At 69.4% G+C, this 23,517-nt stretch carries 21 protein-coding genes and 6 pseudogenes; 12 read left to right on the plus strand and 15 right to left on the minus strand.

Annotation, left to right across the window (positions count from 1 at the left end; translation table 11 throughout):
• Window positions 1–413: pseudogene (locus A3IC_RS61410) on the plus strand (hypothetical protein); the annotation flags it as partial.
• Between the two features lie 453 nt (window positions 414–866).
• On the opposite strand, the gene A3IC_RS0150935 reads toward A3IC_RS61410, so the two are convergent.
• The gene (locus A3IC_RS0150935) at window positions 867–1,112 is read right to left on the minus strand and encodes a PD40 domain-containing protein (RefSeq protein WP_020557753.1); all 246 of its coding nucleotides are present in this window, start codon (window positions 1,110–1,112) and stop codon (window positions 867–869) included.
• 168 nt (window positions 1,113–1,280) lie between these two features.
• Here A3IC_RS0150935 and A3IC_RS61415 point away from each other — a divergent pair, with 168 nt between their 5' ends.
• On the plus strand, window positions 1,281–1,919 hold the full coding sequence (locus tag A3IC_RS61415; protein ID WP_158696465.1) for a hypothetical protein: 639 nt from the start codon (window positions 1,281–1,283) through the stop codon (window positions 1,917–1,919).
• Between the two features lie 440 nt (window positions 1,920–2,359).
• Here the strand turns inward: A3IC_RS61415 and A3IC_RS0150945 are convergent, their stop codons facing one another.
• Both A3IC_RS0150945 and A3IC_RS0150950 read right to left on the minus strand, forming a co-directional pair.
• Complete coding sequence (locus A3IC_RS0150945) at window positions 2,360–2,911, minus strand: DUF6245 family protein (RefSeq protein ID WP_020557755.1); 552 nt, start codon at window positions 2,909–2,911, stop codon at window positions 2,360–2,362.
• A gap of 173 nt (window positions 2,912–3,084) precedes the next feature.
• A complete protein-coding gene (locus A3IC_RS0150950; RefSeq protein ID WP_020557756.1) occupies window positions 3,085–4,029 on the minus strand; it encodes an alpha/beta fold hydrolase in 945 nt (314 codons plus the stop codon).
• Window positions 4,030–4,129: 100 nt separating this feature from the next.
• Between A3IC_RS0150950 and A3IC_RS0150955 the strand changes: the two genes are divergently transcribed.
• Together A3IC_RS0150955 and A3IC_RS0150960 are read left to right on the plus strand one after the other, a co-directional pair.
• A complete protein-coding gene (locus A3IC_RS0150955; protein WP_026219708.1) occupies window positions 4,130–4,537 on the plus strand; it encodes a winged helix-turn-helix transcriptional regulator in 408 nt (135 codons plus the stop codon).
• 445 nt (window positions 4,538–4,982) lie between these two features.
• Window positions 4,983–5,543 (plus strand): hypothetical protein, encoded by a 561-nt coding sequence (locus A3IC_RS0150960; RefSeq protein ID WP_020557758.1) that lies wholly within the window; start codon window positions 4,983–4,985, stop codon window positions 5,541–5,543.
• A gap of 322 nt (window positions 5,544–5,865) precedes the next feature.
• On the opposite strand, the gene A3IC_RS72875 is transcribed toward A3IC_RS0150960, so the two are convergent.
• The 5 genes and pseudogenes from A3IC_RS72875 to A3IC_RS73310 form a co-directional block, all read right to left on the minus strand.
• Window positions 5,866–5,988 carry a hypothetical protein gene (locus tag A3IC_RS72875; RefSeq protein WP_281174615.1) on the minus strand — a complete coding sequence of 41 codons (123 nt, stop codon included), beginning with the start codon at window positions 5,986–5,988 and terminating at the stop codon, window positions 5,866–5,868.
• 19 nt (window positions 5,989–6,007) lie between these two features.
• Complete coding sequence (locus A3IC_RS69585; protein ID WP_020557760.1) at window positions 6,008–6,244, minus strand: hypothetical protein; 237 nt, start codon at window positions 6,242–6,244, stop codon at window positions 6,008–6,010.
• A 436-nt stretch (window positions 6,245–6,680) separates the two neighbouring features.
• Entirely contained in the window at window positions 6,681–7,286 is a 606-nt protein-coding gene (locus A3IC_RS61425; protein ID WP_020557761.1) for a DUF4277 domain-containing protein, read from the minus strand.
• Between the two features lie 57 nt (window positions 7,287–7,343).
• Window positions 7,344–8,768: a hypothetical protein gene (locus tag A3IC_RS0150980; RefSeq protein ID WP_020557762.1), complete on the minus strand. Its 1,425-nt coding sequence runs from the start codon at window positions 8,766–8,768 to the stop codon at window positions 7,344–7,346.
• A 243-nt stretch (window positions 8,769–9,011) separates the two neighbouring features.
• Window positions 9,012–10,201: pseudogene (locus A3IC_RS73310) on the minus strand (phosphoglycerate kinase).
• A 721-nt stretch (window positions 10,202–10,922) separates the two neighbouring features.
• Between A3IC_RS73310 and A3IC_RS0150995 the strand changes: the two are divergent.
• Window positions 10,923–12,503, plus strand: coding sequence for a hypothetical protein (locus tag A3IC_RS0150995; RefSeq protein ID WP_020557765.1), 1,581 nt, complete (start codon window positions 10,923–10,925; stop codon window positions 12,501–12,503).
• A gap of 124 nt (window positions 12,504–12,627) precedes the next feature.
• Here the strand turns inward: A3IC_RS0150995 and A3IC_RS0151000 are convergent, their stop codons facing one another.
• From A3IC_RS0151000 to A3IC_RS66560, 3 genes and pseudogenes are all read right to left on the minus strand, one after another.
• A complete protein-coding gene (locus A3IC_RS0151000; protein ID WP_020557766.1) occupies window positions 12,628–13,329 on the minus strand; it encodes a hypothetical protein in 702 nt (233 codons plus the stop codon).
• Window positions 13,326–14,051, minus strand: coding sequence for a hypothetical protein (locus A3IC_RS0151005; RefSeq protein WP_026219710.1), 726 nt, complete (start codon window positions 14,049–14,051; stop codon window positions 13,326–13,328). The genes A3IC_RS0151000 and A3IC_RS0151005 overlap by 4 nt, the downstream gene beginning before the upstream one ends.
• A gap of 90 nt (window positions 14,052–14,141) precedes the next feature.
• Window positions 14,142–14,533: pseudogene (locus A3IC_RS66560) on the minus strand (transposase).
• 85 nt (window positions 14,534–14,618) lie between these two features.
• Here A3IC_RS66560 and A3IC_RS72305 point away from each other — a divergent pair.
• Window positions 14,619–15,638, plus strand: a complete 1,020-nt coding sequence (locus A3IC_RS72305; protein ID WP_020557767.1) for an NACHT domain-containing protein — start codon at window positions 14,619–14,621, stop codon at window positions 15,636–15,638.
• Window positions 15,639–15,980: 342 nt separating this feature from the next.
• Here the strand turns inward: A3IC_RS72305 and A3IC_RS74000 are convergent.
• A pseudogene (locus A3IC_RS74000) lies at window positions 15,981–16,238 on the minus strand (transposase); the annotation flags it as partial.
• A gap of 310 nt (window positions 16,239–16,548) precedes the next feature.
• On the minus strand, window positions 16,549–17,103 hold the full coding sequence (locus tag A3IC_RS0151020) for a TetR/AcrR family transcriptional regulator (protein ID WP_020557769.1): 555 nt from the start codon (window positions 17,101–17,103) through the stop codon (window positions 16,549–16,551).
• Window positions 17,104–17,213: 110 nt separating this feature from the next.
• On the opposite strand from A3IC_RS0151020, the gene A3IC_RS0151025 reads away from it, so the two are divergent.
• The 4 genes and pseudogenes from A3IC_RS0151025 to A3IC_RS0151040 all read left to right on the plus strand — a co-directional run bounded on the left by A3IC_RS0151025 (window position 17,214) and on the right by A3IC_RS0151040 (window position 20,288).
• The gene (locus A3IC_RS0151025) at window positions 17,214–18,224 is read left to right on the plus strand and encodes an NADP-dependent oxidoreductase (protein ID WP_026219711.1); all 1,011 of its coding nucleotides are present in this window, start codon (window positions 17,214–17,216) and stop codon (window positions 18,222–18,224) included.
• 396 nt (window positions 18,225–18,620) lie between these two features.
• Window positions 18,621–19,103: a nuclear transport factor 2 family protein gene (locus tag A3IC_RS0151030; RefSeq protein ID WP_020557771.1), complete on the plus strand. Its 483-nt coding sequence runs from the start codon at window positions 18,621–18,623 to the stop codon at window positions 19,101–19,103.
• Between the two features lie 110 nt (window positions 19,104–19,213).
• Window positions 19,214–19,874 (plus strand): annotated as a pseudogene (locus A3IC_RS0151035) (IS5 family transposase); the annotation flags it as partial.
• Between the two features lie 63 nt (window positions 19,875–19,937).
• Window positions 19,938–20,288 (plus strand): hypothetical protein, encoded by a 351-nt coding sequence (locus A3IC_RS0151040; RefSeq protein ID WP_020557773.1) that lies wholly within the window; start codon window positions 19,938–19,940, stop codon window positions 20,286–20,288.
• 397 nt (window positions 20,289–20,685) lie between these two features.
• On the opposite strand, the gene A3IC_RS0151045 is transcribed toward A3IC_RS0151040, so the two are convergent.
• Window positions 20,686–21,615, minus strand: a complete 930-nt coding sequence (locus A3IC_RS0151045; protein ID WP_158696468.1) for a hypothetical protein — start codon at window positions 21,613–21,615, stop codon at window positions 20,686–20,688.
• A gap of 107 nt (window positions 21,616–21,722) precedes the next feature.
• Between A3IC_RS0151045 and A3IC_RS0151050 the strand changes: the two genes are divergently transcribed.
• Both A3IC_RS0151050 and A3IC_RS74010 read left to right on the plus strand, forming a co-directional pair.
• Window positions 21,723–22,049, plus strand: a complete 327-nt coding sequence (locus A3IC_RS0151050) for a hypothetical protein (protein WP_158696470.1) — start codon at window positions 21,723–21,725, stop codon at window positions 22,047–22,049.
• Between the two features lie 567 nt (window positions 22,050–22,616).
• Window positions 22,617–22,746 (plus strand): annotated as a pseudogene (locus A3IC_RS74010) (transposase); the annotation flags it as partial.
• A gap of 453 nt (window positions 22,747–23,199) precedes the next feature.
• On the opposite strand, the gene A3IC_RS0151060 reads toward A3IC_RS74010, so the two are convergent.
• Window positions 23,200–23,517, minus strand: a 318-nt coding sequence (locus A3IC_RS0151060; RefSeq protein ID WP_020557777.1) for a VOC family protein, incomplete at its 5' end; no start/stop codon positions are given.

The following is a 23,517-nucleotide window of genomic DNA, read 5'->3' on the forward strand; positions in this document are numbered from 1 at the left end:
CGGTAACCGCCGTGTTTCTTGTCTGGAGCGGCTGGATCCTGTCGGCGAAGCGGATCACGTGGCCCGACCTGATCCCTTTCGGCGTCACCGCGGCCGTTCTGACAGCGATCTATTCCGTGGGCGCCGGCGTCTACCTGCCGCGTCTGTTCAACGCCTCCGTCTCGCGCTACGGAGTGGTCGGTGCCGTCTTCGCGATGATCTCGGCCCTCTTCGCGGCCATGCTCGTCCTCGTCGCATCGGCTGCGCTGGGACGAGAAGTACGAGACGAACTCGGTCGGATCCGTCAAGGCCGACGCCCTTCCGACCACGAGGTCCGCCGACAGTGGGACAGCGTGGTCGAGCAGACACGGTCACGTTGGCAGGCGGCACGTGAACAGGTCTCCCATCATCGGACCAACGGTGCGGACCGCTGATGGACGGGACCGGCCACGACCGTGTCGGCGGCGACTCAATGCACAACCACAGGTCGAACGTGCCGACAAGGAGGTTCTCCTCCCACTTCCAGACCTCGGCCTGCGGGTCGAGTTCGTGGGCCCCGTCGACGCGCAGCGGCATCAGGGCGCGTTCGAACGGGCCGATCAGGTCCTCGTACAGGGCCCGCATGTCACTCGATGCCGCGCGGTCGATCGTCTGCTCCCGATCGGGGGTGATCCCCCGCTCCGGGCCTGCGGGCGGTTCGGGGGCCAGGTGGCGACGTGCCGGTTCGCCGATACCGGGCCGTCCGCCGACGCACAGCGGTCGCAGACGACCGACCGACGACGCGAGCGCTGCCGGGAGACGGCGTCGGTGGCCGGTGCGCCCGCTCGGCGCTCCGAGAACACGGGTCACCGCACGGGCAGTGCCCCGCGGGGACCAAGACTCGCCGGTCAGCCCTGCGGGTCGAACCGCTCCGGAAGCCGGTCGCGTTGTTGGACACCGTCGGGATCGAACCTCATGGCGGTGACGAAGCCGGAGGGGATCTCACCCAGTTGCCGGTGGGTCCCCACCTTTCGGAGCTGCGTGGTGCCGAGGCTGTTGCTTTCGATGGCCAGGGTGCGTCCGTCGGGACTGAGCGCGATGTCGCCGACACCGCCTTGGCCGAGGAACTCGCCGAGCGCCTCCGCGACATCCACGGTGATTCCCTTTCGTCGATGTGGTCGGCTCGGTACCGGCGCACGTCGGCCATCCTCCTGCGGGTCGGCAGGTCGAGGTGGCGAATCCGACGGGTCGAAGTCCTCTTGTGGCGGGCCGGGGACGGACGCCGGCGCACCTACACCGCTGCCGATGCGAGGAAGACGAACGTGAAGCGGGCACGCGCCGTCGATCTGGTCGCACGGATGCTCGGCCGACTCGACGCGGACCGGAGTTGGCCGATGAGCCCTGGTCCAACAGGTCTGGATTTTCGGGAGCTTCGCCCGGGCGCCTCCGAACCGCACGACGTCGACGTGGCCGTCCGTTTCGAACGCGACGAGCAGATGCGGCAGGCGGTCGTCGAAGCCATCCTCTCCGGCCGCGCCAACCCCTACGCCCCGCTTCGCCGCGCGCTCGCCGGCACATCACGCGGGCTGCAATTCCGGTTCGAGGACCACACGCGGGAACGACTCCGGGCCGAAGGCACCGCCATGCTGTCGCCGTGGCAACGCGGCGACACACCCCCACAGGCCCGCACCGTCCTGCACTCCATCGCCGAGGACCCCTCCGCGGGCCGCGCCGAACGCCACGACATGATCGTCGCGTTCACCGGCCTCGACCGTTGCATCCCTCGCCCGGTACGCGCGGAACTCATCGCCTGGCAGCAGCGGGGACTGGCCGACATCACCCGGATCCCACTCCCGGACGCCCCCGAGGACACCGACCTCCTCGCGGCACGAAACAGCGAGACTCGATTCGAGAACCCACACCCGAGTTGTGGGTTCTCAGCCTCGATGTCATGTGAGTGACCGAGTGACCTGTGGCTTCGGCCGATTCTCAACCGGATGGCATAGCTCCGGATTCTCGGCTGCGTGGCAGATCCTCGCGGCTGCGGCAGATCGGCCGGCAGGCGGGCCTGTCCCACGAGAAGGTCCGATACCGGCTCGCCGCCCGGAAGGCGGCCGGCGAGCCGGGCGCGGCTCCCTGGAAGAGCACCTTGGCCTCAGGGCTTGCAGGTGGGCCGCTGCCGTCCGCCGGCCACCTTGGGCGGGCAGCGCGAAGCCGTAGCGTCCGTGGAGTCGATGTGGGCGGACTTCGGCGGCACAGGCGGGCGATGTCGGCGTCTCCGCCGAGCAGACCCTGCCGAACAGCGCGGTCCGTCCAGGGACCGGAACACCATCTCATGATCGACCACAAGCAGATGGCAGCCCCCGGCCGGGCAGCCGGGCCCGGACGACCACGGGCCGGCCTACTTGAACGTCTCCAGCGCGGTGTCGGTGTTGTCGAGGGCGGTTGCCAGGAGCTCCCGGCCCGCCTTCAGCATCCCGCCCTGGTTGATGATGGTGACGAAGTCGACGGTCGGGTCCGCCTCTTCGAGTGTGCCGATCACGCCCAGCATGATGTGCAGCGCCTCGGCGGCCTGCGCGGCCGCGCCCACGATGGGCCCGGTGTCCGGATCGTTGGCGAGGAGGAAGAGCGGCATACCCACCCGCCGAACCTGCCAGCCCAGGAAGGATATCTGCCTGGCCGGGTCGTCCCAGGTGTCGGCGCCCTTCAGCTGCTCCAACCATGCGGTGAACAGGTCCTCGCCGTCCTCCTCGGCCTCGTCGGCGAGCTTCGCCTGTCCCTGCACCGCACCCAGCAGGGTGTTGAGCAGACGCAGCCGGTAGATGTCGGGGCTGCCGAACCCTGCGGCCCTTTCGGCGTGCTCGGCCGGTGTGTTGTTGCCCTCGTAGAGGCCCAACGCGGCCAGAGCCGCGCCGATCTGTTCCACCGTCACCGGGATGTCGTCACTCTTCATGCCGGCACGCTACCTGTCCCGGACCGGGCGTGGGGGGCCAATGTGATGGCCATCGGCAGCGGTTGTCCTGTCGCATCGCATTCGGCGGATGATGGGCCACTGACCTGCTGGGTTTCCAGGTCCTTTGAGAGCATGCCCTTCGGATTCCTCATACGACCTGGCTTCCACGCAAATCACGTGCGCAATGGCCGCATAGGCGCGGGCAGAGCGGCTCCTGAGTCCGCGCGAGGCTCGAGGACCGGCAGCGGCGAGGCGAGGAACGGTTCCAGAAGGCTGAGCAGCCTCTTGGGGCGGTGCAGTGGGATGATGTGGCCGCAGTCGTCGATGATGTGGCCGACGAGATGATCGGCGAGCGGCCGCAGTTGCCGTTCGAGGGTCCTGCCCACAGGGCGGGCCCCGATGGCCATGGTGGGTACGGTCAACCGGCCGGTATTGGCGGCTTCCCGGATCTGTTCGTTGCTCGTGGGCAGTGCCCGGTAGTACGAGAAGGCGCAGCGCAGGGCCTCGGCCCCGGTGTACGCGTGGACGAAGGCGTTTCGGACGGCGGGATCCACGCCCTCTCCGTTGGAGCCCGTGCGCAGGAACCAGTCGATGTACTGGGCTTCGTGTCCGGTGAGTACGGTTTCCGCGAGGCCGGGTACCGCGTGGAAGCCGAACCACCACGGTGCTCCATGGGCGAGGAATTCCTCGGCGCCCGGCAGAAGTGTGCCCAGAAGTGACTCCATGACCACGAGTTGTCGGACGAGGTCGGGGCGGCGCATGGCAAGAAGAAAGGCCGGTGGGGTTCCGGCGTCGATGCCGACCACGGACGCCGAACTCTCCCCGAGAGCGTCGAGTAGGGCTTCGGCGTCGGTTGCAAGCGTTCCGGCGTCGTAGCCGTCCCTTGCGCGCGTGCTTGCGCCTGTTCCTCGCAGGTCTGGTGCGATCACTCGGTATTGCCCGGCGAGGCCGTCCAGGACATGGGTCCACAGTTGCCAGGTGTGCGGGAAGCCGTGCAGCAGCAGCACGGCCGGCCCCTCGCCGGCGAGAGCCACGTTGAGGTCGACGCCGTTGGCCGTGACCCGCCGTAGTTCGATGCCTGACGGGCGGTTGGGTATGTGGCGCGGTGCGGCAGGCACGGCGATCCCCCTGTGTGGTTACGAATGGTGACAACAAAACGATAGGTAACTAGGGTGAAGGGGCCAAGACCGCACTTCTGCCACAGGTGGTGAGTTCCAGGTGACCTCCTCGACGCGGCGCCCCCCTCACGGGAATCGTGGAGATCTGTTCGATCCGCAGTGTCCGACCCGCCGTCTGCTTGACCGGATCGGCACGAAGTGGACGTCCATGACCATCAAGGTGCTGGCGGAGGCGTCCCCGCAGGAGGTGCGCTTCGCGGAACTACAGCGCAGGATGGCCGGCGTCTCGCAGAAGATGTTGTCGGTCACCCTTCAAGGGCTGGCCCGTGACGGCCTGGTCAGCCGTCGGGTGGAAGCGTCGGTGCCGCCACGCGTGTACTACGGGCTCACCCCGCTCGGCACGACACTGGAAGAACCGCTGGCCAGGCTTCGTGAGTGGGCCGAGGAACACATGGCCGAGGTCGACCGCGCAAACCAGCGCAGCCAGGAACGCACGGCCGACGACTGATCACACCCGCAAGCCGGCAGACGGAGCACCTCGTGTCGTCGACCAGCGGGGCCACCACGGTGAGGATCTCCTGAGGCCGGTGAAACCGCCGAAAGCGCGGCGAGTACGCCAACACGGTTGGCTTCGCGTCGGACAACCCTCGTCCGACGCGAGGTTGCTGCCCGGTGCGGGCTTAGGACAACGCGTCAAAGATCTCCTGAGCCCTTACGCATCAAACCGGTGCCGGCGATGCGATCGAACGCGGCCCGCAGTCCTGCCCGCAGGGCAAAGGCGTCCGGGTATCCGCACCCGAAATCCGGAAGCCGGCACGATCCGAGTTCGATAGCGTCGCGTACACGAATCGACCGGACTCGGAGTCGGCTTCGCGCAGTGGTCATCGGTGTCCCGATCCCGGGGTTGCGGGTCTCGCCCACCGGGGCCGCGTGGATGGCACAGGGGGTTCGCGGTGTGCGAGGTGGATCACGAGGCGGCGGCGGTGGCGGCGGTCGCGAGGCTGGTGGCGGCACATCCGCATTTGGCGCAGGGCCCCTGCTCACACCCCGCGTTGGCGGGGTGCGAGGACGTGGTGTGGACAGCGATCCCCGGCTGCCCGGAGGGCGTCCCGGTCGTGTTGCGCGGTCTGCTGGACCCCGAGGCGGCCGAGGAGACCGAACGGGCGCTGGGCTGGGTGGTGATGTCGGGTCCGCTGAACATCGGCATGGCGATGGCGGCGGTCCTGCCGTTCCTGTTGCGCCTGGCGGCCGATCCCGAGGTGCCCCGCCGGGACGAGCTGTTCGATTTGGTGCTGGTGGCCGCCGCGTTGTCCGAGCCGACCGACCCCGACAACGCGTGGGCCCTGGCGATCGGCGGCCGCGAGGAGGACCACCCCGAACGCGCCCTGTGTCGAGCGGCCTTCGTCACGGACGCGGCGTGGGTACGGCGGCTCCTCGACGACGACGCGCTCCTGGCGAGCGCCTCGCTGCGCGACGACGACCACGCGAGCCTGCGCGCGGCCGCCGGGCTGTGACACGGTCGGCCGCCCCGCCGCCACAGCCGCAGTCATGACCGGGAAGGCCGCTCACGCGGTCGAGACCGAACACCCGACCCGCGACGGCGCAATTGGGCCCGTCGGCGTGGCGCCAGGACATCGTCGGCAACACCGGGGACGTCCTGGTCTTACGACCGGCCGATCGGCGCCGACGGCATCCGATGGAGCGACCTGCAGGCGTGGTGAGTCCATACGCACCCCGAGTCGGGCGACAAGGCCGCGATGAAGGCGGAGCTGTACGCGCGGCTCCGCAAAAGCGTCGACGACGCGAAGTCGCCCCGCAGCTGCTTCTGTTCGACCTCTACCACGCCATCGTCGGCGCCACGACGACGGACTTGCCCGCGCTGCTGCCCGAGGTCTGGCTGCACTGGGACCCCAAGACCGTCCACGCACGCGGGGTGGACGCGCTGTTGTGTTTCCGCATGGACTTCCTGACTGCCTCATCAGGGCGACGGAGACAACGGTCGGTGGAGTTCGGGGGTGACGCTCTCCTCGATCACGGCGCGCAGGGCGTCGGGAACGGGATCGTCGACCAGGCACAGCCGCCCCAACGCGGCACCCACCCTCACCTCTGCGGGGCCGGTCGGATCCGGCCACAGGGCCCGGACCCAGGCGACGGTGTCGCCCGGGTCGTGTTCGTGGGCCAGTTGGGCAATCGCCAGGACCAGGCCCGCGCGCACGCGGGCATCCTCCCACGACCGCGTTGCGCTGCCCGCGGCGCGCCGGCAGCGAGACCGACTGGCTGACCGAGACGCACGTCGCCACCGCCTACCACCAGCGCTTCCAGGCTGCGGCCGACCGGCAAGAACGCATGCGCGAGGTTCAACAGGACTTGGTCGCCGAGGAATGCAACCGCGATCGGCCCCATCCGGTGGTCACACTGGTCCCGGAGGTGCCCGGTGAGATGCCCATCAATCAACGATCCTTCGTCGCGCACAAAGAGGCCCCGTCGGCCGCTCGGCCTCTTCTGGGTCTGTCGCACCAGCCGTTCGTTCAGGTGAGCGTGGGGCGTCGCAAGTTGCGCCTGGGCCGGCCCTCTCCTGCCGCGCGCAGGGATCTGGCGTATCTCCACGACGACGGCGCCGGCGTCTGGGCCCGCCCGATCGACACCCGTGTCTACACCGTGGACGACGACGCGAGGGTTCGTGTCGTCGACGCGGTGACCGCCAGGCCCGCCTGGATCTGCTTCAGGTCCGGCCGGCGGTCCTTGGAATGGCCGTACCTCGGCGCCGGATACTCCTCCTCGACCCTCTCGAACGCGCCGTGCAGGGAGATCGACGTCATGTCCCGGTGAAGACGGGACACGTCCAGGCCGAACGCGGCGATCCCCGCGGCCCCGATCGACCCGACGACGGCCTCGACCTCGTGGGCGATCGCGTCCAGGGCCCGGGCGATCCGATCGTCGTTGAGTGCGTCCGACTCGATCCCGAAGACTTCCTCGACCGCGCAGTCGGCGGCCCACTCGTCCACCTTCCACATCGGGGACGGCGACGTCAGCCGATTGGCGATCGACGCCTCGACGACCTCACCGTGACTGATCCGGGCGAACTCCCGTACCGGACACAGGCGATCGACAATTCCGGCCACCTCCAACCGGCGGCAGAGGTCCGCCACCACCGGCAACGCGGCCAACCGCTTGACCACCACCGACTCGGTGACGGTCTCCGCCCGCCCACGCCGGGCACGATGCCGGGGCCACTCGATATGCAGCCATACCGGCACAACGAGCCGACCCCGACACAGTCACACCCCAACCAACGCAACCCGTGAAGAACAGGGCTAGCGCTCCATGGACTTGCCGCGATCGACGTCCCGCGACCCACCGGACGAGAATGTCCCGCGAACCACGTGGGACGAGCCGCCGGACGTTTCCGGCGCGGGCTGCCACGGATGAACACCGGGGACCCGACCGTCGGCAGGGGGATCGATGGCCGGGAGCCCTCGTGCGGGCCTTGCCCGGACCACCCCGTCGCCGACCGTGACGGCTGCGGCGATGGCTTGGTAGAGGGCGCCGTCGGCCTGCACGTTCCGGTCGTAGGCGCGACGGGCGACCATCTGTACTCGGGAGGGCAACGGCGCGGCGAGTCCGTTCGCCGCGACGACCGTCGCGGCGGCGGGCCGCGCCGGTGGCTCCCGCGGTGCGGTGGGACCGGGCGGGGGCTCCGCTTTGGCGACCCGGGCCACCGTGGTGACCACGTCGTCGGTGATCTCCACCGGTCTCGGCGGCTCCCACGGCCGTACCCACGCGGGTCCACTCTTGGGCTCCGGCGCCAAGCCGTGCCAGTGCAGTTCCGTCTGGGCGAACCGCACCAGGTCCTTCGCTCGCACCACCCGTGACCCGTGCAGCACTCGGGCCTCGTTCTTCTTCGAGGCGTTCTTCGTCCACCACACGCCGTAGGCGGCCCGCAGGCTCAGGAATTCCGGGTTGGCCTCCGCACCCGGGACCGTGCGACCGAGTTCGCCGAACATCGGGCCGAAAAACGCACCCGCGTATCGCTGCCTGCCGCGACTCCAGGGTATGTGCAGCGTCGGAGGCGTCCGGTTGAGCACCCACGCCTCGTCCATGAGTCGGTCGGAGGACAGGTCCAGCGGTCGGTCACCGACCGAGTGGTAGCGGGCGTAACCGAAGAGCGGCGGCCGAACGCCCTCGGGGACCGCACCGGTCTCGACGAGCCAGTTGCCCTCGGGTACGACGCCCTTGCGAAAGTGTTTGAAAATCGCCTTGCGGTGCTCGTACTCGTGGATCATTTGCGGCCATTCGTCGGCCGATACGGCGCGAGCCAGGCGCGCCGCCAAGGAGGCGTTCGCACGCAGTTGATCTGCGCTCCCGGACGGACGCACGCCGCCCTCCACGATCGGCGGGCGCAACGTGCCGGATGTGAGGCGTTCCCACATCTCGGCCTCGGTCGCGGGAGGATCGGGGTCTTTGTCGCTGCCCTCCTTCATGGTCCACAGCTTCGGCATCGCGTAGATCCCGCCGTGTGGGCCGATCCGGGGCCACCAGGTGACACTCAGCTTCGCGCGCGCCTGCGTCTTGTCGGCGGTGAGCCTGTGCAGGAAACGAAGTCCTCGGATGGCCACCCGGTACAGCGGGACCCGACGACGCATTCGGCGATACTCGATGCGAAATCGCTCGTCGCTCTCCAGCCAGGCGCTGCCGTGGAGCTTCCGGCCGCGGACGTGATCAGTGATGGCGTTGGGCATTGGGATCCGTTCCGGTACACACAGGTGTCGGGAATATGGGGCTCCGGATCGATGAGCCTACCGGGCGAGTTGCCCATGCCCGATAGTGCCGACCGTGCCGATCGAGGCGGACCGCTTCCGATCGAGGCGGACCCCCCGGCGCGATGTCGAGCCTTCCGACACCTGGGCATGCGGGTGTGTGGCCCGGGACACGAATGCCCCGATTCACGAATGAACCGGGGGCTATTTCCCCCAGGCCGGGTACTACGCGGCGCGGGCTTCGAGGACGTCGATACCCGGAAGCCGCTTACCTTCGAGATACTCCAGGGCGGCCCCGCCGCTGGTCGAGACGTACGACAGCTTGTCCGCCAGGTTGAACCGGTCGATGACGGCGAGCGTGTCACCGCCCATGGCGACGGAGAACGCCCGGCTCTTGGCGACGGCCTGGGCGACGGTCTCTGTCCCGTTCCGGAAGTTGGCGAACTCCCACACACCCACCGGGCCGTTCCACAAAATGGTCTGGGCGCGCTCCAGGATCTCGCCGTGTTCCGGACGGTTTCCGGGCCGAGGTCCAGGATCTGCTCGCCGTCACCGACCGCCCCGACCTTCTTCGGGGTCGCTGCCGCGACCCCGGAGAACTCGGTGGCGGTGGAGACGTCCGTCGGGACGGCGATCTTCCCGTCCTTGGACGGTTCGAGCGCACGGGGGACGGATTCCTTCTCGTACAGCGACGTGCCCACGTTGTGGCCCCGGGCGGCGATGAAGGTGTCGGCGATGCCGCCCCCGACGATCACCTGGTCGGCGATCTTGCAGATGTTCTCCAGCAGGGCCGGCTTCGTGGACATCTTCGGGCCGCTGATGACGGCGACCAGCGGGCGGGCCGGGTACTTGAGCACCTTCTCCAGCGCCTCCGATTCGGCGGTGAACAAGGGGCCGGCGCAGGCGGCCGGGGCGAACCTGGCCACGCCGTGGGTGGACGCCCGGGCGCGGTGTGCGGAGCCGAACGCGTCCAGGACGTAGACGTCGCACAGAGTCGCGTACTTCCGCGCCCGGGCTTCGTCGTCGGCCTCCTCCCCCGGGTTGAACCGCACGTTCTCCAGGACGGCGACCTCACCCGCGGCCACCTCGACAGGGCCGAGGTAGCCCTCGACCAGCCGCACCGGGCACGTCAGGTGCTCCTTGAGGGAGTTGACGACCGGAAGGAGGGAGAACTCCTCCTGGTATTTGCCCTCGGTGGCCCAGTCCAGGTGGGAGGTGACCATGACCCGGGCGCCCTGCTTCAGCGCGGCCTGGAGCGTCGCCGCGGCCGCGCGGATACGGGCGTCGGAGACGACCCGCCCGTCCTTGAGGGGAACGTTCAGATCCGCCCGGATCAGAACGCGCTTGTTCTTCAGGTCCACCTCGGCCATTTCCGTAACGCCACGTCGTCTCCCTTGTCGTCGGGTGCCGCACATCGGCGCGCCGGCCAGTGGGCATCGCGCCGCGACTGTACGGCGGCGGCCCTTGAGGATCGCCCACGCCGGGTCCCGGCGTCCCGGACATGGGGCAAACGGCCAGAGCACCGATACGTGCCACACCACGGCGGATCCGGGCCTTCGCCCTTCCGGCGGCACCGGTGCACCGCGGCCGCCCGGCCCTGACACGCGGAACCCGCGGCCGGCCCGCCGACGACACCGCGCGGCCGACCGGGGGCCCGGCAGGGCACCACGTCCCACCCAGTCCTCGCGCTCACACTCGCTGCCCCCGCCGTGTCCTGCGCCGTCCTACCACAGGGCCGCCGGCCTCCCTCGATCGAGCCAGGTCCGCCCCCCGAGCGCCACACGGCGCGCTTGGCCGATTAGTCTTCGTGCGTCATCCTGATGCCTGAGCAGGCTCCGCATCCGTCAAGCGGTTGCGGAGCCCAGTTGTGCCTGTGAGGAACCTGTCATGAGCGAGCCGCGCGGGGGCGTCGGCCGGAATCATTTCGCTCGACCGCGCCGCCTGCGGTGGGGTCCATACCCGCGTCGGTCGGCGTTCGGACCCGAGGGCGGCCGCATCGCGACGGCGGTCGTCGGCGCCGCCTCCGGCGAACGGCGCGGTGCTCGCCTGGGCCAGGCGTCCAGCGCGCGTCACGGCGGGGACCCCGAGCCCGCGAAGCCGTCCGGCGTCTCCCCGCCCCGGTGGCGGATCTGTCATGTGGCGGTTGCGCTCGCACTACCGCTGTATGTGGGATGGGGCCTCCTGCTGGCCACCGGTGGCGGTGATCTCGCGGCTCAGTACTCCTGGGCGGAGTTCGCCGTGCGGCATCCGGGTACGCCGTACGGCCTGTTCTGGTTCGGCGGGATCGACGTCGGCAGCTACAGCGTCCTCTCGCCGCCGCTGATGGCGTTGGTCGGGGTCCGCACTCTCGCCGCCCTCAGTGGGTTGGCCTCGACCGGGCTGTTGGCCGCGCTGTTGGTGCGCACCACCCGGAAAGTGCCGACGTGGCCGGCGCTGATCGGGGCGCTGGCGCTGTGGGCCAACGTCGTCTCGGGCCGCGCCACGTTCGCTCTCGGTGTCGCAAGCGCGCTGGGCACCTTGCTGGTCCTCGTGGGGCGGCACACACCTGTGTGGCGGCTCGTCGCGGGGGTCGTGGGGACGGGGTTGACCGTGCTGTTCAGCCCCGTGGCTGGTCTGTTCCTTCTCGTGGCGGGCGCGGGGTTCCTGCTCGACCGGCAGTGGGCGAGGGGCCTGGCCCTGACCGTACCGACGGGTGTGGTCGGTGGGTTGGTGACCGTGCTGTTCCCGTCCCACGGCCAACAGCCCATGGCCGCCGAGCGGATCATCCTGCCGGTCCTGGCCGGCGTCGTGGTGGCGTTGACGGCACCGCGCGACTGGCGCGTGCTGCGGGCCGGTGGCGCGGTCTACGCCGTCGGTGTGGTGCTGACCTGGCTGATTCCTTCGCCGGTGGGCACCAACGTCGAGCGCCTGGGCGCGCTTGTCGGCGCGCCCGTGCTGCTGGCAATCTGGTTCGAGCGGAGACGGCGAGGCCCGCAGCCCGGGAGGTCCTTGCTCCGAGTCGGTGGTGACGCGTCCTTCCGCACGCGCTTCTGTGCCGCGGGGCTGGCGATGTGCGTGATCTGGACGGCGGTGGCGACGGCCCGAGATGTGCAGGCGCATACGGAGGTGCCCGGCTGGTCGCGGCACACCGCCGGAGTCATCGCCGAGTTGGACCGGCTGGGCGCGTATCGCGGCCGTGTCGAAGTGGTCCCCACCGGCTCGCACCGCGAGGCCCGGGTGTTCGCCCGGTATTTCCAGGCGGTGCGCGGCTGGAACCGCCAACTCGACATGGAGCGCGGCCGGTTGTTCTACTCCGAGGAGCTCGACGAGGCGAGCTATCGGGCGTGGCTGAACGATTGGGCGGTCGGCTACGTCGTCCTGCCGCACGCCCCACCGGACGGCTACGCCAGGACCGAGGCCGCGTTGATCCGGTCCGGCCGCCTGGGCTCCTGGCTGGAGCCGGTCTGGAACGACACCTATTGGACCGTCTTCCGCGTCCAGGACGCCGTGCCACTGGCCACCGCCCCCGCCGAAGTGCTCCGTGCCGGCGACGCCGACATCGTGCTCAAGATGCCCCGCCCGGGAACGGTCACCGTGCGTGCCACCTACTCGCATTGGCTGTATTCCGACGGCGCCTGCCTGCGCGCGAGCGGCCCCTGGATACAACTGACCGCTTCGCGCCCCGGGATCTATCGGATCACCTCCAGCTACTTCCCCCCGGATGGCTGCCGAACATGAGGTTTGCGGCCGGGATGCACTGACGCCGTCCCACATCCCCGAGTCCGCTCAGCCTTTGCCGGCATACGCGCAGCCCTCGCCGGTGGCGGCGAGGTCACGGGGCGGATCCCGACCGGGAGTTCGATCACGATCGACGTGCAGCGCACGGGTCTGGTGCCGCCGTGGGCGCGGTGCGCGCCCTCGCGGGGGCCGTGGTCATGGTCCACGCCTTTCGGGGTGAAGAACGCCCAGGAGGACCCAAACCGGACGGTGACGAGCTTGCCGCCGCCGGAGTGGAACCCGGTGCGACGTGCGGCGTCGCCCGTTCACCCGCACACGACGGCATGAACACCGCGTCCTCCGTGTGCGGGGGATCGGCTGCGCTTCCGACTACGCGGTCATCGACTGTGAGGGGGAGCCTCTGGTAGGAGCCGCCGGAGGCCTTGCTCACGTACCCGAGGACGAGCATGTCGGACAGTCCGGCGATGGAGGCGGAGATGCCGTCCTCGTCGAAGACGAACGAGCCTCCGGGCGGGGTGAACGTGATGGTGGCGGTCGTGGCGGTAACGGCGACCGCGCCCTCCCAGCCGTCCGGTGGCAGGGGTGTGATGCCGTCCGCGGTGTCCACGGGGGATTGCGCGCCGGTCCCGATCGGGAGCGCGATCTCGATCCTGGCGTACTCGACGGGGTCGCCGGGCGGCGCGGAGACGACCATGTCCAGGCGGGCGATCGTCGATTCCCCCGTGGGAGGGCCGGCCTGCCGGGGGAAGGGGTTGGTCAGGACCGCGTAGTCGAGCAGGCCCGAGACGATCGCGTGGGCCGGGTGTTCGGGGAACTCGTCGCTCACGGCGTGGGTCCTTCCTCGGACGGGTGGAGCCGGAGGTAGCCGGTGCGCAGAACCGGGCGGGCGAACGGCAGCGCCGGTGCCGGGTCGGCGGGCACGGTGGGGTGGGTCGTCCACGCGCCGGCCGAGGCGGGTTGGGTCCAGGTGCTGTGTCGGTCGGCGGGCCTGGGCAGGGTCACGGCGCTGCTGTCGTCGGGGGCCGGGACGGTGAACATCGGGCCGAAGCGGAATCCGGCGGTGATCGCGTCGAGGGATTCCTCGAACGCACGCCCGGGCATTCGCAGGTTCGCGGTGGGCAGGATGCCGGTGGTGGCGTGCACCGTGCCGTAGGGGTCCAGGAGCAGGCTCACGTGCGCGGCGCTGGTCGGGTCGTGGTCGCGTGGTGGGCGGGCCGGGAGGGCAAGGCCGTGTCCGGGGCCGATGGGGCGCAGGTAGTCGAAGTCGTCGTCCAGGTCGGTCAGGTCGCCTTCGTCGAGGACGATGTGCAGGCCGGTGTAGTCGCGTTCTCGGTAGTAGCCGACGAGGCCGTCGCGCTCCCCCAGGCGTACCGGCCGGCGGTAGGTCGGGTATTCGGGCTCGGGCGGGTCCAGGAGGTGTTGCCAGGACGGGTCGCGGTGGGTGGGGCCGTCCAGGTCCAGGCGCACCCGGGGCGGGGACCAGGGCGAGCGGGCGGCCCAGGAGGCGGCCCACCGTGGTCGGCGGTCCTGGTCGCCGTTGTCCGTCACAGGCAACGACCCCGCCACCGCAGGGCCGGTCGCCCGCTGCCACCCGGGCCGGTGGTCCCGGCGTGCTCTAGGGCGTGTATCCAGTTGAGATCAACAGGTGCTCCGGCTGAGGTCCTTGACCCGGATCATCGCGGCGCGAAGGTGGAGGCCGGCGAGGTAGCTCTCGGGGGTCTTGTCGTAGCGGGTGGCGATCCCTCGCCATGCCTTCAGCCGGTTGATCGCGCGTTCGACCGTGTTCCGTTCCTTGTAGAGATCGGCGTCGTGGCCGACGGGTCGACCGCCCGCGCTGCCCGTCCTCTTCCGGTTGGCGGCCAGGCACCGAACTCCCTCGGCATCTCACGCCACTGCGCACCCGTCCGAAACTTCCAGACCACGCCCTCGAACTGCTGCCGCAGCCGCTCGGGATACGGACCGAACCCGCCTATCGGCAGGTAAGGCCCGACGAACTCCCACTCCACGTCCGTCAGTTGCTCTCGCGTCACAACAAGACGATCTACCAGTTCAGGGTCGCCGCGACGACGAATCCCACAGATTGATCACAACCGGATACGCGCCCTAGTCCTGGCGGTGGACGGGCTGGACGAGTGGGCCTCGCCGGGACTGGCGCGGGTGTGCCTTCATCGGTTGGACGTGTTCGCGAGCACCAAGCGCGCGGATGTCGTCGCGTCCACGAGGCCCTTCAGCTCGGTCGAGCTGCCTTTGGACGCTTCGCGCCGGCGCCGCGCGACCCTGGCTCCGTTGAGCGAGGCGCAGCAACTCGAGTTCATCGCCAAGTGGCTCGCGCCTTTTCTCGACGAGGCGCAGGTGGAGGTGGAGAGTGCGCGGTGGGCGGGTGAGGTCGGTTCGGCCCCGCACCTGTCGGCGTTGGCCGACGTGCCGTTGTTCCTGACTCTCCTGCTGCGGGCTCGGGACCAAAGGGCCGAATTCCCCGAGGACCTGCACGCGGTTTTGGACACGGCGGTCGATCGCATGATCGGTGAACATCGCAGACGCAAGATCGAGTTGTCCGGGGCCCCGGACGCGTTTCCTTCCACCCCTCACATCCGGACGGTGTGCGGGGTGACGGCGGAGCACATGCACACGCGGTCCGTCGTCGCCTTGGGCGACGAGGAACTTCGCCGTGTGTTCCGTGACACCCTGGGCGACGCCATCGGCTATCCGCCGTCCGAAGCGCACGCGGCGGCCATCGCGATGGTCGACGGCCTGAGTCCGGGGATCGGCGTGATGATCCGACCGGCGCCGGACGAGAGCCAGTTCTTCCACCGGTTGGTCCTGGAATTCCTGGCAGCGGAGCGCATGCTCGAGCGGGAACCACGGCAGCTGCGGGAGCTGTTGTGTGGGTACCTGACCGACCGCAGGTGGGGTCAGGTCCTGCGGTTTCTCGTGCGTGGGTTGAACCGCCCTCGTGAAATCGCGGCCGCAGCGGCACGGGTGGGGCGCCGAATTGTGCGCGTCGATGGTGGCCCACAGTCCTCTCCGCCTGTCGTCGCGAGGCATGATCGTCCAGGCGTGCCTGATGAGCGGCAACCTCGGCGGCAAGGCGCCTTTCCGCGCGGGCGACGACGCGCTCGGCGGTGTCGACCTTGATCTTGATCTCGCCGGCCGAGGGCCGCGCCCGCTCGAACAGGCGCGTCCTGGCCGTATGGGCTCAACCCCGCCGATCGCACAGGAGAGCGAGCCTTCCGGAGGTCGTCCCGGAGGTCGTCCGGAGTTCGACTCGGCATCCAGTTCCTCGGTGACCGCGATCTCGCAGTCGTTGACGATTCGTTCGAGCGCTTCGGTGGATCGGTTCGAGTCCCGGCTCGCGTTGGCCGTCATCGGGGAGCCGTCGATCGCCACCGCCGACGGGTCCACGAGTCCGTGTCGGCCGCAGGCTGCGAGTACTTGGACGAACAAGGACTTCAGGGCTTGGCCGTGCCGTCGGATGAAGCGCGCGATCGTGGAATGGTCGATGGTGCGGTTCGCCGTGATGATCCGACATCCCACGTCGTCGAGGCACGAGCTCTCGATCCGGCGTGAGGAGCGAACTCCCTTGCTGTAGCAGTAGACGACCAAGGCGAAGAGCACCGAGGGGTCGTGTGCCGCCCGGCCCTGTCCGTCGGCGCGGACTCGTCCGGAAAGGCCGTCAGGTCCAGTTGCCGGACGATGGCGATGACCTTCCAACACAGATGTCCGGCCGGAAGCCATTCCCGGATGTCCTGCGGCATCGCGAACGCGCAATCGACGTCATAGGTTACGAGGTCGCGTTCGGCGACGTGCCGGGCGACCGCGTCGACGCTGGGGCGTGCGTACCGCTCAAAGGAGCGGACGAAGGCGTGGCGAGAGCGGGCCGGCAGCATCGGGGTGGAGGTGCCACCCGGCGTCGTGTGTCAGGGTGCTGTGGCGGATCCGGTGCAGTGTCCGGCCGTCGCGCGCGGCTCGATGCCGGGTGGAGTTCGCCGGGCCGCGTGCGCGACGATTTCAGCCACGGGGCCGAGGGCGGCGTTCCCCTCGGCTATCACTGCCCTGCGTTCGTCAGAATCGCGCTCGCGACAACCTCGAAGAGCCGGTTGGCGCGTGGCGCGAGCGAGGGTTGATCGCCGAGCCACGCGAGCGCCGCCACCAGCGCGAACAGATCGGTGCCATCGATGTCGCTCCGCGCCGTGCCCGCGGCCTGGGCACGGGTGAGGAGCCGCGCACCGGCTGCGCGCAGGGTGACGCACGAAGCGTGGAGCGCGGATTCGGTGTCCTCGATGGCGGCTGCCATCAGCACGGTCACGCCTCGATACTCGGTTGTCCACGCGACGCAGTCGCGTAGCCACGAAACGAGAGCGTCTTCGGGCGAGCTCGACGTCTCGAGCCGGCCTGCCTGTGCCGCCAGTTCGTCGAAACTCGTGCGGAGCAGGGCGTCGAGCAGCGCCTCGCGCGTCGGGAAGTGCCGCAGCAGCGTCGCGAGCCCGACATCGGCCCTGCGCGCGATGTCGCGCAGAGACACGTCCACGCCTTGCTCGGTGATGGCGGAGCCCGCTACTGCGAGCAGGTGGTCGCGGTTCTTCCTGGCGTCGGCCCGCATGCGTCCCCTTGACTATCCGGATCAGTGGTCCATATATTCGGATCAGTGGTCCACTTATGTGGATCGCTGATCCGAATCAGCGTATCCCGCAGTACGGGCAGGAGAAGACGATGCCGACACACACGATGAGGGCGGTCCGGCTCCATGAGCACGGCGGCCCTGAGGTTCTGCGTTACGACGAGGTGCCGATTCCCGAGCCGGGGCCGGGCGAGGTGCTCGTTCGCGTGCACGCGGTCGGCATCAACCCCCCTGACTGGTACCTGCGCGACGGGATGTCCAACCTGCCTCCGGAGACGAGGCCGAAGTTCGGCTTGCCCGTGATTCCGGGGACGGACCTGTCGGGGGTCGTCGAGGGCGTCGCCGCGGATGTGGACGGTATCTCCGTCGGCGACGAAGTCTTCGGCCTCCTTCGCTTCCCCAGCTTCGATGGCAGCACATATGCCGAGTACGTGGTCGCGCCTGCGGCGGACCTCGCGCTCAAGCCGGCCGGGATCGATCACGTGCACGCCGCCGGGGCGCCCATGGCCGGGCTGACCGCGTGGCAGTTTCTGATCGAGCTCGGACACGATCACCCGTCGCCCTTCCAGGCGGCGAAACACCGTCCGGTGCCGCTCGACGCCAACGTGACGGTGCTCGTCAACGGCGCCGCGGGCGGCGTGGGGCACTTCGCGCTACAACTGGCGAAGTGGAAGGGGGCACGTGTCATCGCGGTGGCATCGGGCGCGCACGAATCGTTCCTGAGCGAGCTCGGCGCCGACGAGTTCATCGACTACACCAAGAGTCGTCCCGAGGAACGCGTGCGCGACGTCGACGTCGTTCTCGACACCGTCGGTGGCCCCGACAGCAAGCGCTTCCTGCGCACGCTCAAGCACGGCGGCTCCCTGTTCCCCGTGTTCTTCGGCGAATTCGACGAAGAAGAGACCGCGAAGCTGGGCGTCACGGTCACGGGCACCCAGGTCCGCTCGAACGGCGCGCAGCTCGCCGAACTGGGACGCCTGCTCGACACGGGCACGGTCCGCGTCGCGATCGACAGCACGTTCGCGCTCGCGGATGCCCGAGCAGCGCACGAACGCGCCGCCCGAGGGCACATCCGAGGCAAGATCGTACTCACGGTCGCCTAGGAACGAGCCGTTCCCCCGACGCGTCCGGCGCCCGTCCGCGGGGCACCGGCGGCCATCGAGACACCGACGCGGGCGCCTCCGGCGACCAGGTGGCCGCGACGCTCGCTGCGGCAAACCGAGCCGATCCGTTCGGTCGGCTCGGTTCGGCTCGGGTTGCCGCAGGAGATCGCCGAGACGGTCGCATTCCCGATGCCGCCGGCGGAAGGGCGACATCACCGGCCGGCACATCACCGTCGCCGGCGGCAGCGGTCCGGCGTCCCGAAGGTGGAGCGGTCGGTCGCAAGGCCGCGCGCCGTTCATGTCACACCCTCCACCCTTCCGGCGCACGCCAGATGACCGCTATCGCTGAGCGCGCCCGATCTTTCACCCGACAACCGAGCACGAGCGAGGCTTGACATGACGACGACTGCGGCTTTGGGCTGGGGAAGCAGCCACCTCAACACAACGCCGGCGGGAGAGGCGGATCTCGACCCTGCAGAGCGGCTCGCCGTCCAACAGACGCTGGCACGCTACGCCTTCGCCCTGGATCACGCGGATCTGGTGACGTTGGCGGGCATCCTGACCGAAGACGCCACCTGGACGGCCAACATCGCCGGTGAGGTCGAGCAGGGCCCCCTCGTCGGGCGCGCGGCGATTCTCGACCTGGTGCGAGATGCAACGGAAGCACAAACCGATCAGCGAAGGCACAACCTGATCAACATGGTCTTCCGCCGTGCGGACGCCGACACAGCAGGGGTGTGGGCCTACCTGATGCTGACGTCGAACGCGGGCGGGAGCGCGACCGTGATCGCGACCGGCTTCTACACGTTTACTCTGCAGCACGCCGAAGGCGAGTGGCTTATCGCGAAGGTGTTCGTCGGTCTGGACAACGCCGCGTGAAGCTCGGCGACTAGGGCGCGCATCTGGTTGTGATCAATCTGTGGGATTCGTCGTCGCGGCGACCCTGAACTGGTAGATCTTCTTGTTGTGACGCGAGAGCAACTGACGGACGTGGAGTGCTCACCGCGCTGGAGAAGGCCGCCGCCGAGGAGGAGAAGGCCCGGCAAAAGGGGGCGCCCGGAGGAACAAGACGGGAACGACATCGGAATCGACCCGGAGCGGGAGGAACGACGACGTGTCCGGCGCCGGCACCGGGTGCGGCTGAAAGCCGCCCTGCTCGGACGTTCGAGGGGCGGGCAGACCTCCAAGATTCACCTCGCCGCCGACCGGAACTGCCGCCCGTTGGCGTTCGTCCTGACCCCGGGACAGGCCGCCGACAGCCCGCAGTTCGTCCCCGTCCTCGGGAAGATACGGGTCCGCGGGCCCGTCGGCCGTCCTCGCACGCGGCCCGACGCGGTCGCCGGGGACAAGGCCCACTCCTCCCGCGGCAACCGCGCCCACCTGCGCAAACGCCGTATCAAGGCGGTCATCCCGGAGAAGAGGGACCAGGCCGCCAACCGGAAGAGGAAGGGCAGCGCGGGCGGTCGACCCGTCGGCCACGACGCCGATCTCTACAAGGAACGGAACACGGTCGAACGCGCGATCAACAGGCTGAAGGCAAGGCGAGGGATCGCCACCCGCTACGACAAGACCCCCGAGAGCTACCTCGCCGGCCTCCACCCTCGCGCCGCGATGATCCGGGTCAAGGACCTCAGCCGGAGCACCTGTTGATCTCAACTGGATACACGCCCTAGTGCCGCGTCAAGCACGTTTGCCCTGTGTGGATGGAGCATCGTGACTGCCGGTGACGTACCTTCGCTGTGGCCGACCGTTGTCTGCGCCTTCTGCGGGGAGCTTTACCAGCAGACGGGCCGAGGCAATGGCAGCTGGTTCCATTTCAGGGTGGTCGCGGTGCACCGTCAGTCCGACGGCCGGGCCCAGATCTCCGGCCACTGGCGCGCGGGCGACTGGATAGACGGGATGCCGCTCGTGCTCCGCACACGAGAGGGGCGCCGCGTGACCGTCATCGGGGCGCAAATGGAGCCGCCGCTCAACAGCGCGTGCGAGGCTCGCGGACAGCGGCGACTGATCGTCCCCGACCTCGGCCCGTCCGAGCCGAACGGCTGCATCCACGCCGCCAGGTAGGTCGTCAGGGCGGGGGCTGGTGCCACATCAACAAGCAAGCCTCGGTCCCACCGTGATGTGACGCTGCTCCGACTCCACTTCGGCATGCAGGTCCGCCATGCTGCGCCGGTGGGGCCGTGTGAGACCCAGCGCGTGGCGAGGCGGGGTGGCCGGGCCGGGTCGGGTCGGAAAGTCGCGCCATGGAAGAGCGGATCCCCACGCCCGGGCCGGACCCGTCGACCGGATCGGAACGACGCCGACACGACCTTCGAGTTCGCAGGCATGCCCGAGCAGATGCCAGAGGCCCGCAAGACGAACACCGGCGCCCGAGCCCGAGGCCCAGCCCGGAAGGACAGGGACGGCCGACACCAAGCGAAGGGTAGTCACGCCAACTGCCTCTGGCGTGTTGGCAGTCGTCTCAGGCGTCGAAGCGGGTGCGCGCGAATACCGCGTCCGCGCCGTGGAGGCGCGCAAGTTGCACGATCACCCACACCATGGCGGCCCAGGGCGCCGCGGCGGCCGGGATCGCGAGGCAGATGTCCGTGCTGCCATCCGGGTAGCCGAGCGCGAGAGGCAGCAGCAGTGCGCCGCCTGCGGCGAGGATCAGCATGGCCGGCAGGTGGACGCGCGGGTGGAAGATCCGCAGGCGGCCGATGTTCGCGAGGGTGAGGTTGCCGGCGAGGATGAGCGTCGGGAGGCCGGTGAACGCCCATACGAAGATCATCGGGAAGGTGGTGTCGAAGAATCCGAACGGGTCGTCGTAGACGCCGAGTTCCGGGTGGTCGGAGGCGTACACGAGATGTGCGGTGCGGCCCGGGGCGGGTGGGCGGAGCGTGCGGACGTGCGGCACGGTGACGCTGCGCGGGCCGTCGGTGAACGGGACGGTGACGGTGACCGTGGCGGCGTACTGGTCTTCTTCGTTGATGTTCGTGCCGGTTTGGCGCGCCCTGTCGGCGACGCTGTCGATGGGCAGGGTGTGGCGTCCGCCGCCGGCCTCGCGGATCTCGGCCACGCGGCGCCCGTACTCGCCGTCGGGTCCGATCGCCTGCATCAGCGCGGCACCGCTGCCGAGGCCGACAACGATCGCGAGGCCGACGCGTACCGGCCAGGCGGGGTTGGGGAGTGCTTTGCCGGGGGTGTCCGGCTTGTCGAGGTCCACGCGCGGGATGCCGCGCTGGTCGTACGCGGACAACGCGGCCCAGGCGACGGCGAACACCAGCGCCGCGACGGCCGGATACAGCATCGCGCCCTTGGGTGGGACGAGGAAAAGCGGCAGATTGCCGACGACCACGGCCACCACCGCGCACAGGAGCGCCAAGCGCCCACATATTTGCTTCACGAGCGTCACGCGCAGAGATTAAGGGCAGCGGGCTCGGCCATGTGCGTTTTCCCGCACACAATCCCGGACGGGCGGAGTTGCAAGACCACACGGTGCGCGAACGATCGAGGCGAACGATGAGCGGTGATCGGCAGTGCGTCTGCCGCGTGGTCGGGGAACACGCCCGGATGATCATGCCCACCGTCGTGGATCTCTCGGTCGCCCAGCGCCTGCGCAGGCATCTTCTGTCGATGATCAACACCCTCCCCGACCACGTGGCCGAGGTGGCATCCGACCTGTCGAACACGGAGGTCGTGGACGACGCGGGAGCGACGGCGATCGCTTCCCTGCACGGACACGCCCTACGACTGGAACTGCAACCCCGGAATCACGCGGCGACGCCACAGGTGCACACCGTAATGAACGGTGAGCAACGAGGCGGACTCGACACAGACGCCCCGTGAACATTCGGGCGCCGCTCATGCCCCTGCCGTGCATTCGGCAAGGCCGCTTGGCGGCTGCACCGGAGAGTTCGGTGTCGAACTCCCGCGAGGACCACCCGTCGAATCCGTTCGTGCTTCGAGCCGCTGTCGACAGTGGCGGTCCCACCGGGGGATGAATGGGAGGCAGGCGCCGCCAATCGCGCGCGGCCTCCCCCGGGCCCGGACACCTCCACCGACCGCCGAGTGAGGACGAACTCCGATGCCCTCGTGTTCCGAATTCACCGTCTCCACCGTGCCGGCTGGCCCTTGGGCCGTGATCACACCCGCAGGAGAAATCGACATCGACTCCGCGCCGGACCTCGAACGCGCCCTTCACGACTGCCTCGACCACCATCCGAGCGAGGTCCATCTCGACTTGTACGCCGTCCGCTTGTGCGACCGCACCGGCCGGGCAATTGTGCATCGGCTTCGGCGAGTGGATCGGCGCCCGGGACCGTGACGAAGTGGGTTCGGGTTTGGCCGGGCGCCCTCGGACCGGGTATCCCGGCTCCACGGCCGTGAGCACGCGTGAACGCCGCCGCCGGCGGCCGGCGGGTGATCGACGGGATCCTGCACCGGGTGCGGACCGGGGTTCAGTGGCGTGACCCGCCCGAACGGTTCGGGCCGTGGAAAACGGTCTACAAGCGCCGTCGCCTGTGGTCGGCCGACGGGACCTGGGAGCGGCTGCTCCAACGGGTCCAGGCCGAGGCCGATGCCGCAGGTGGGATCGACTGGGACGTCTCGGTCGACTCCACCATCGTGCGGGCACATCAGCGCGCGGCGGGTGCCCGCACCGATCCGCCGCCCGTCCCGAAGGGGGACTCGGCGGTGAGGACGGCTCGATCGTCTGGGTGGACGGCCCGACCGAGAGCCTGGACCTGGATGTACTGCGGCCGTACGACAAGCCGTTCGCGCCCGACCACGACGAGGCGCCGTGGCAAGAGCCTGGTCGCCCGCTTGGTGGAGGTGGTCCTGGAGGCGAGGGCCCGGGCCGCTCGCGCGGCGGGTTCACGACCAAACTCCACCTTTAGGCCCGCAGGGCGACCGGTCGCCGTGCGGACAGGCCGACCAGCGGGAGCGGCTCGGCCGTCCTAAAAAGGGGTGGGAGGAAAGCGGGTCGGCTCCCGCCCGGTTACTCCATTCCGGCGGGCGGGTCGGCGAACACCCCTTCCAGCATTCCGGTAGCCTGGCCGACCTCAATGAGGTATCCGTCGGGATCGCGGAGATAGCAGCGCAACTCGGCTTTCCGGTCGATGGGCGGGGTGAGGAATTCCGCCCCCTTGGCGCTCCAGTCCCTGTAGCAGGCCTCGATGTCGGCCACACGGATGTTGAGGAAGCTCGATGTGGTGTTGGGGTCATCGGGCGGCTGCAGCATCACATCGGGTTTGTCGGGGGTCGGGCCGCCGCCGGGATTCATGATGATCCAGCCGTTGGCGAGCTTGACGATGCA

This window comes from Embleya scabrispora DSM 41855, assembly GCF_000372745.1.
Classification (GTDB): domain Bacteria; phylum Actinomycetota; class Actinomycetes; order Streptomycetales; family Streptomycetaceae; genus Embleya; species Embleya scabrispora.

Bases quoted from the DNA above. Each gene is read 5' to 3' on its own strand.
- A3IC_RS0150945 (WP_020557755.1), bottom strand. From the start codon at position 2,911: ATGAAGAGTGACGACATCCCGGTGACGGTGGAACAGATCGGCGCGGCT.
- A3IC_RS72875 (WP_281174615.1), bottom strand. From the start codon at position 5,988: ATGCGGAAACACAACAGCGCGTCCACCCCGCGTGCGTGGACGGTCTTG.
- A3IC_RS0150980 (WP_020557762.1), bottom strand. From the start codon at position 8,768: ATGCCCAACGCCATCACTGATCACGTCCGCGGCCGGAAGCTCCACGGC.
- A3IC_RS0151020 (WP_020557769.1), bottom strand. From the start codon at position 17,103: ATGCGGGCCGACGCCAGGAAGAACCGCGACCACCTGCTCGCAGTAGCG.
- A3IC_RS0151025 (WP_026219711.1), top strand. From the start codon at position 17,214: ATGCCGACACACACGATGAGGGCGGTCCGGCTCCATGAGCACGGCGGC.
- A3IC_RS0151030 (WP_020557771.1), top strand. From the start codon at position 18,621: ATGACGACGACTGCGGCTTTGGGCTGGGGAAGCAGCCACCTCAACACA.
- A3IC_RS0151050 (WP_158696470.1), top strand. From the start codon at position 21,723: ATGAGCGGTGATCGGCAGTGCGTCTGCCGCGTGGTCGGGGAACACGCC.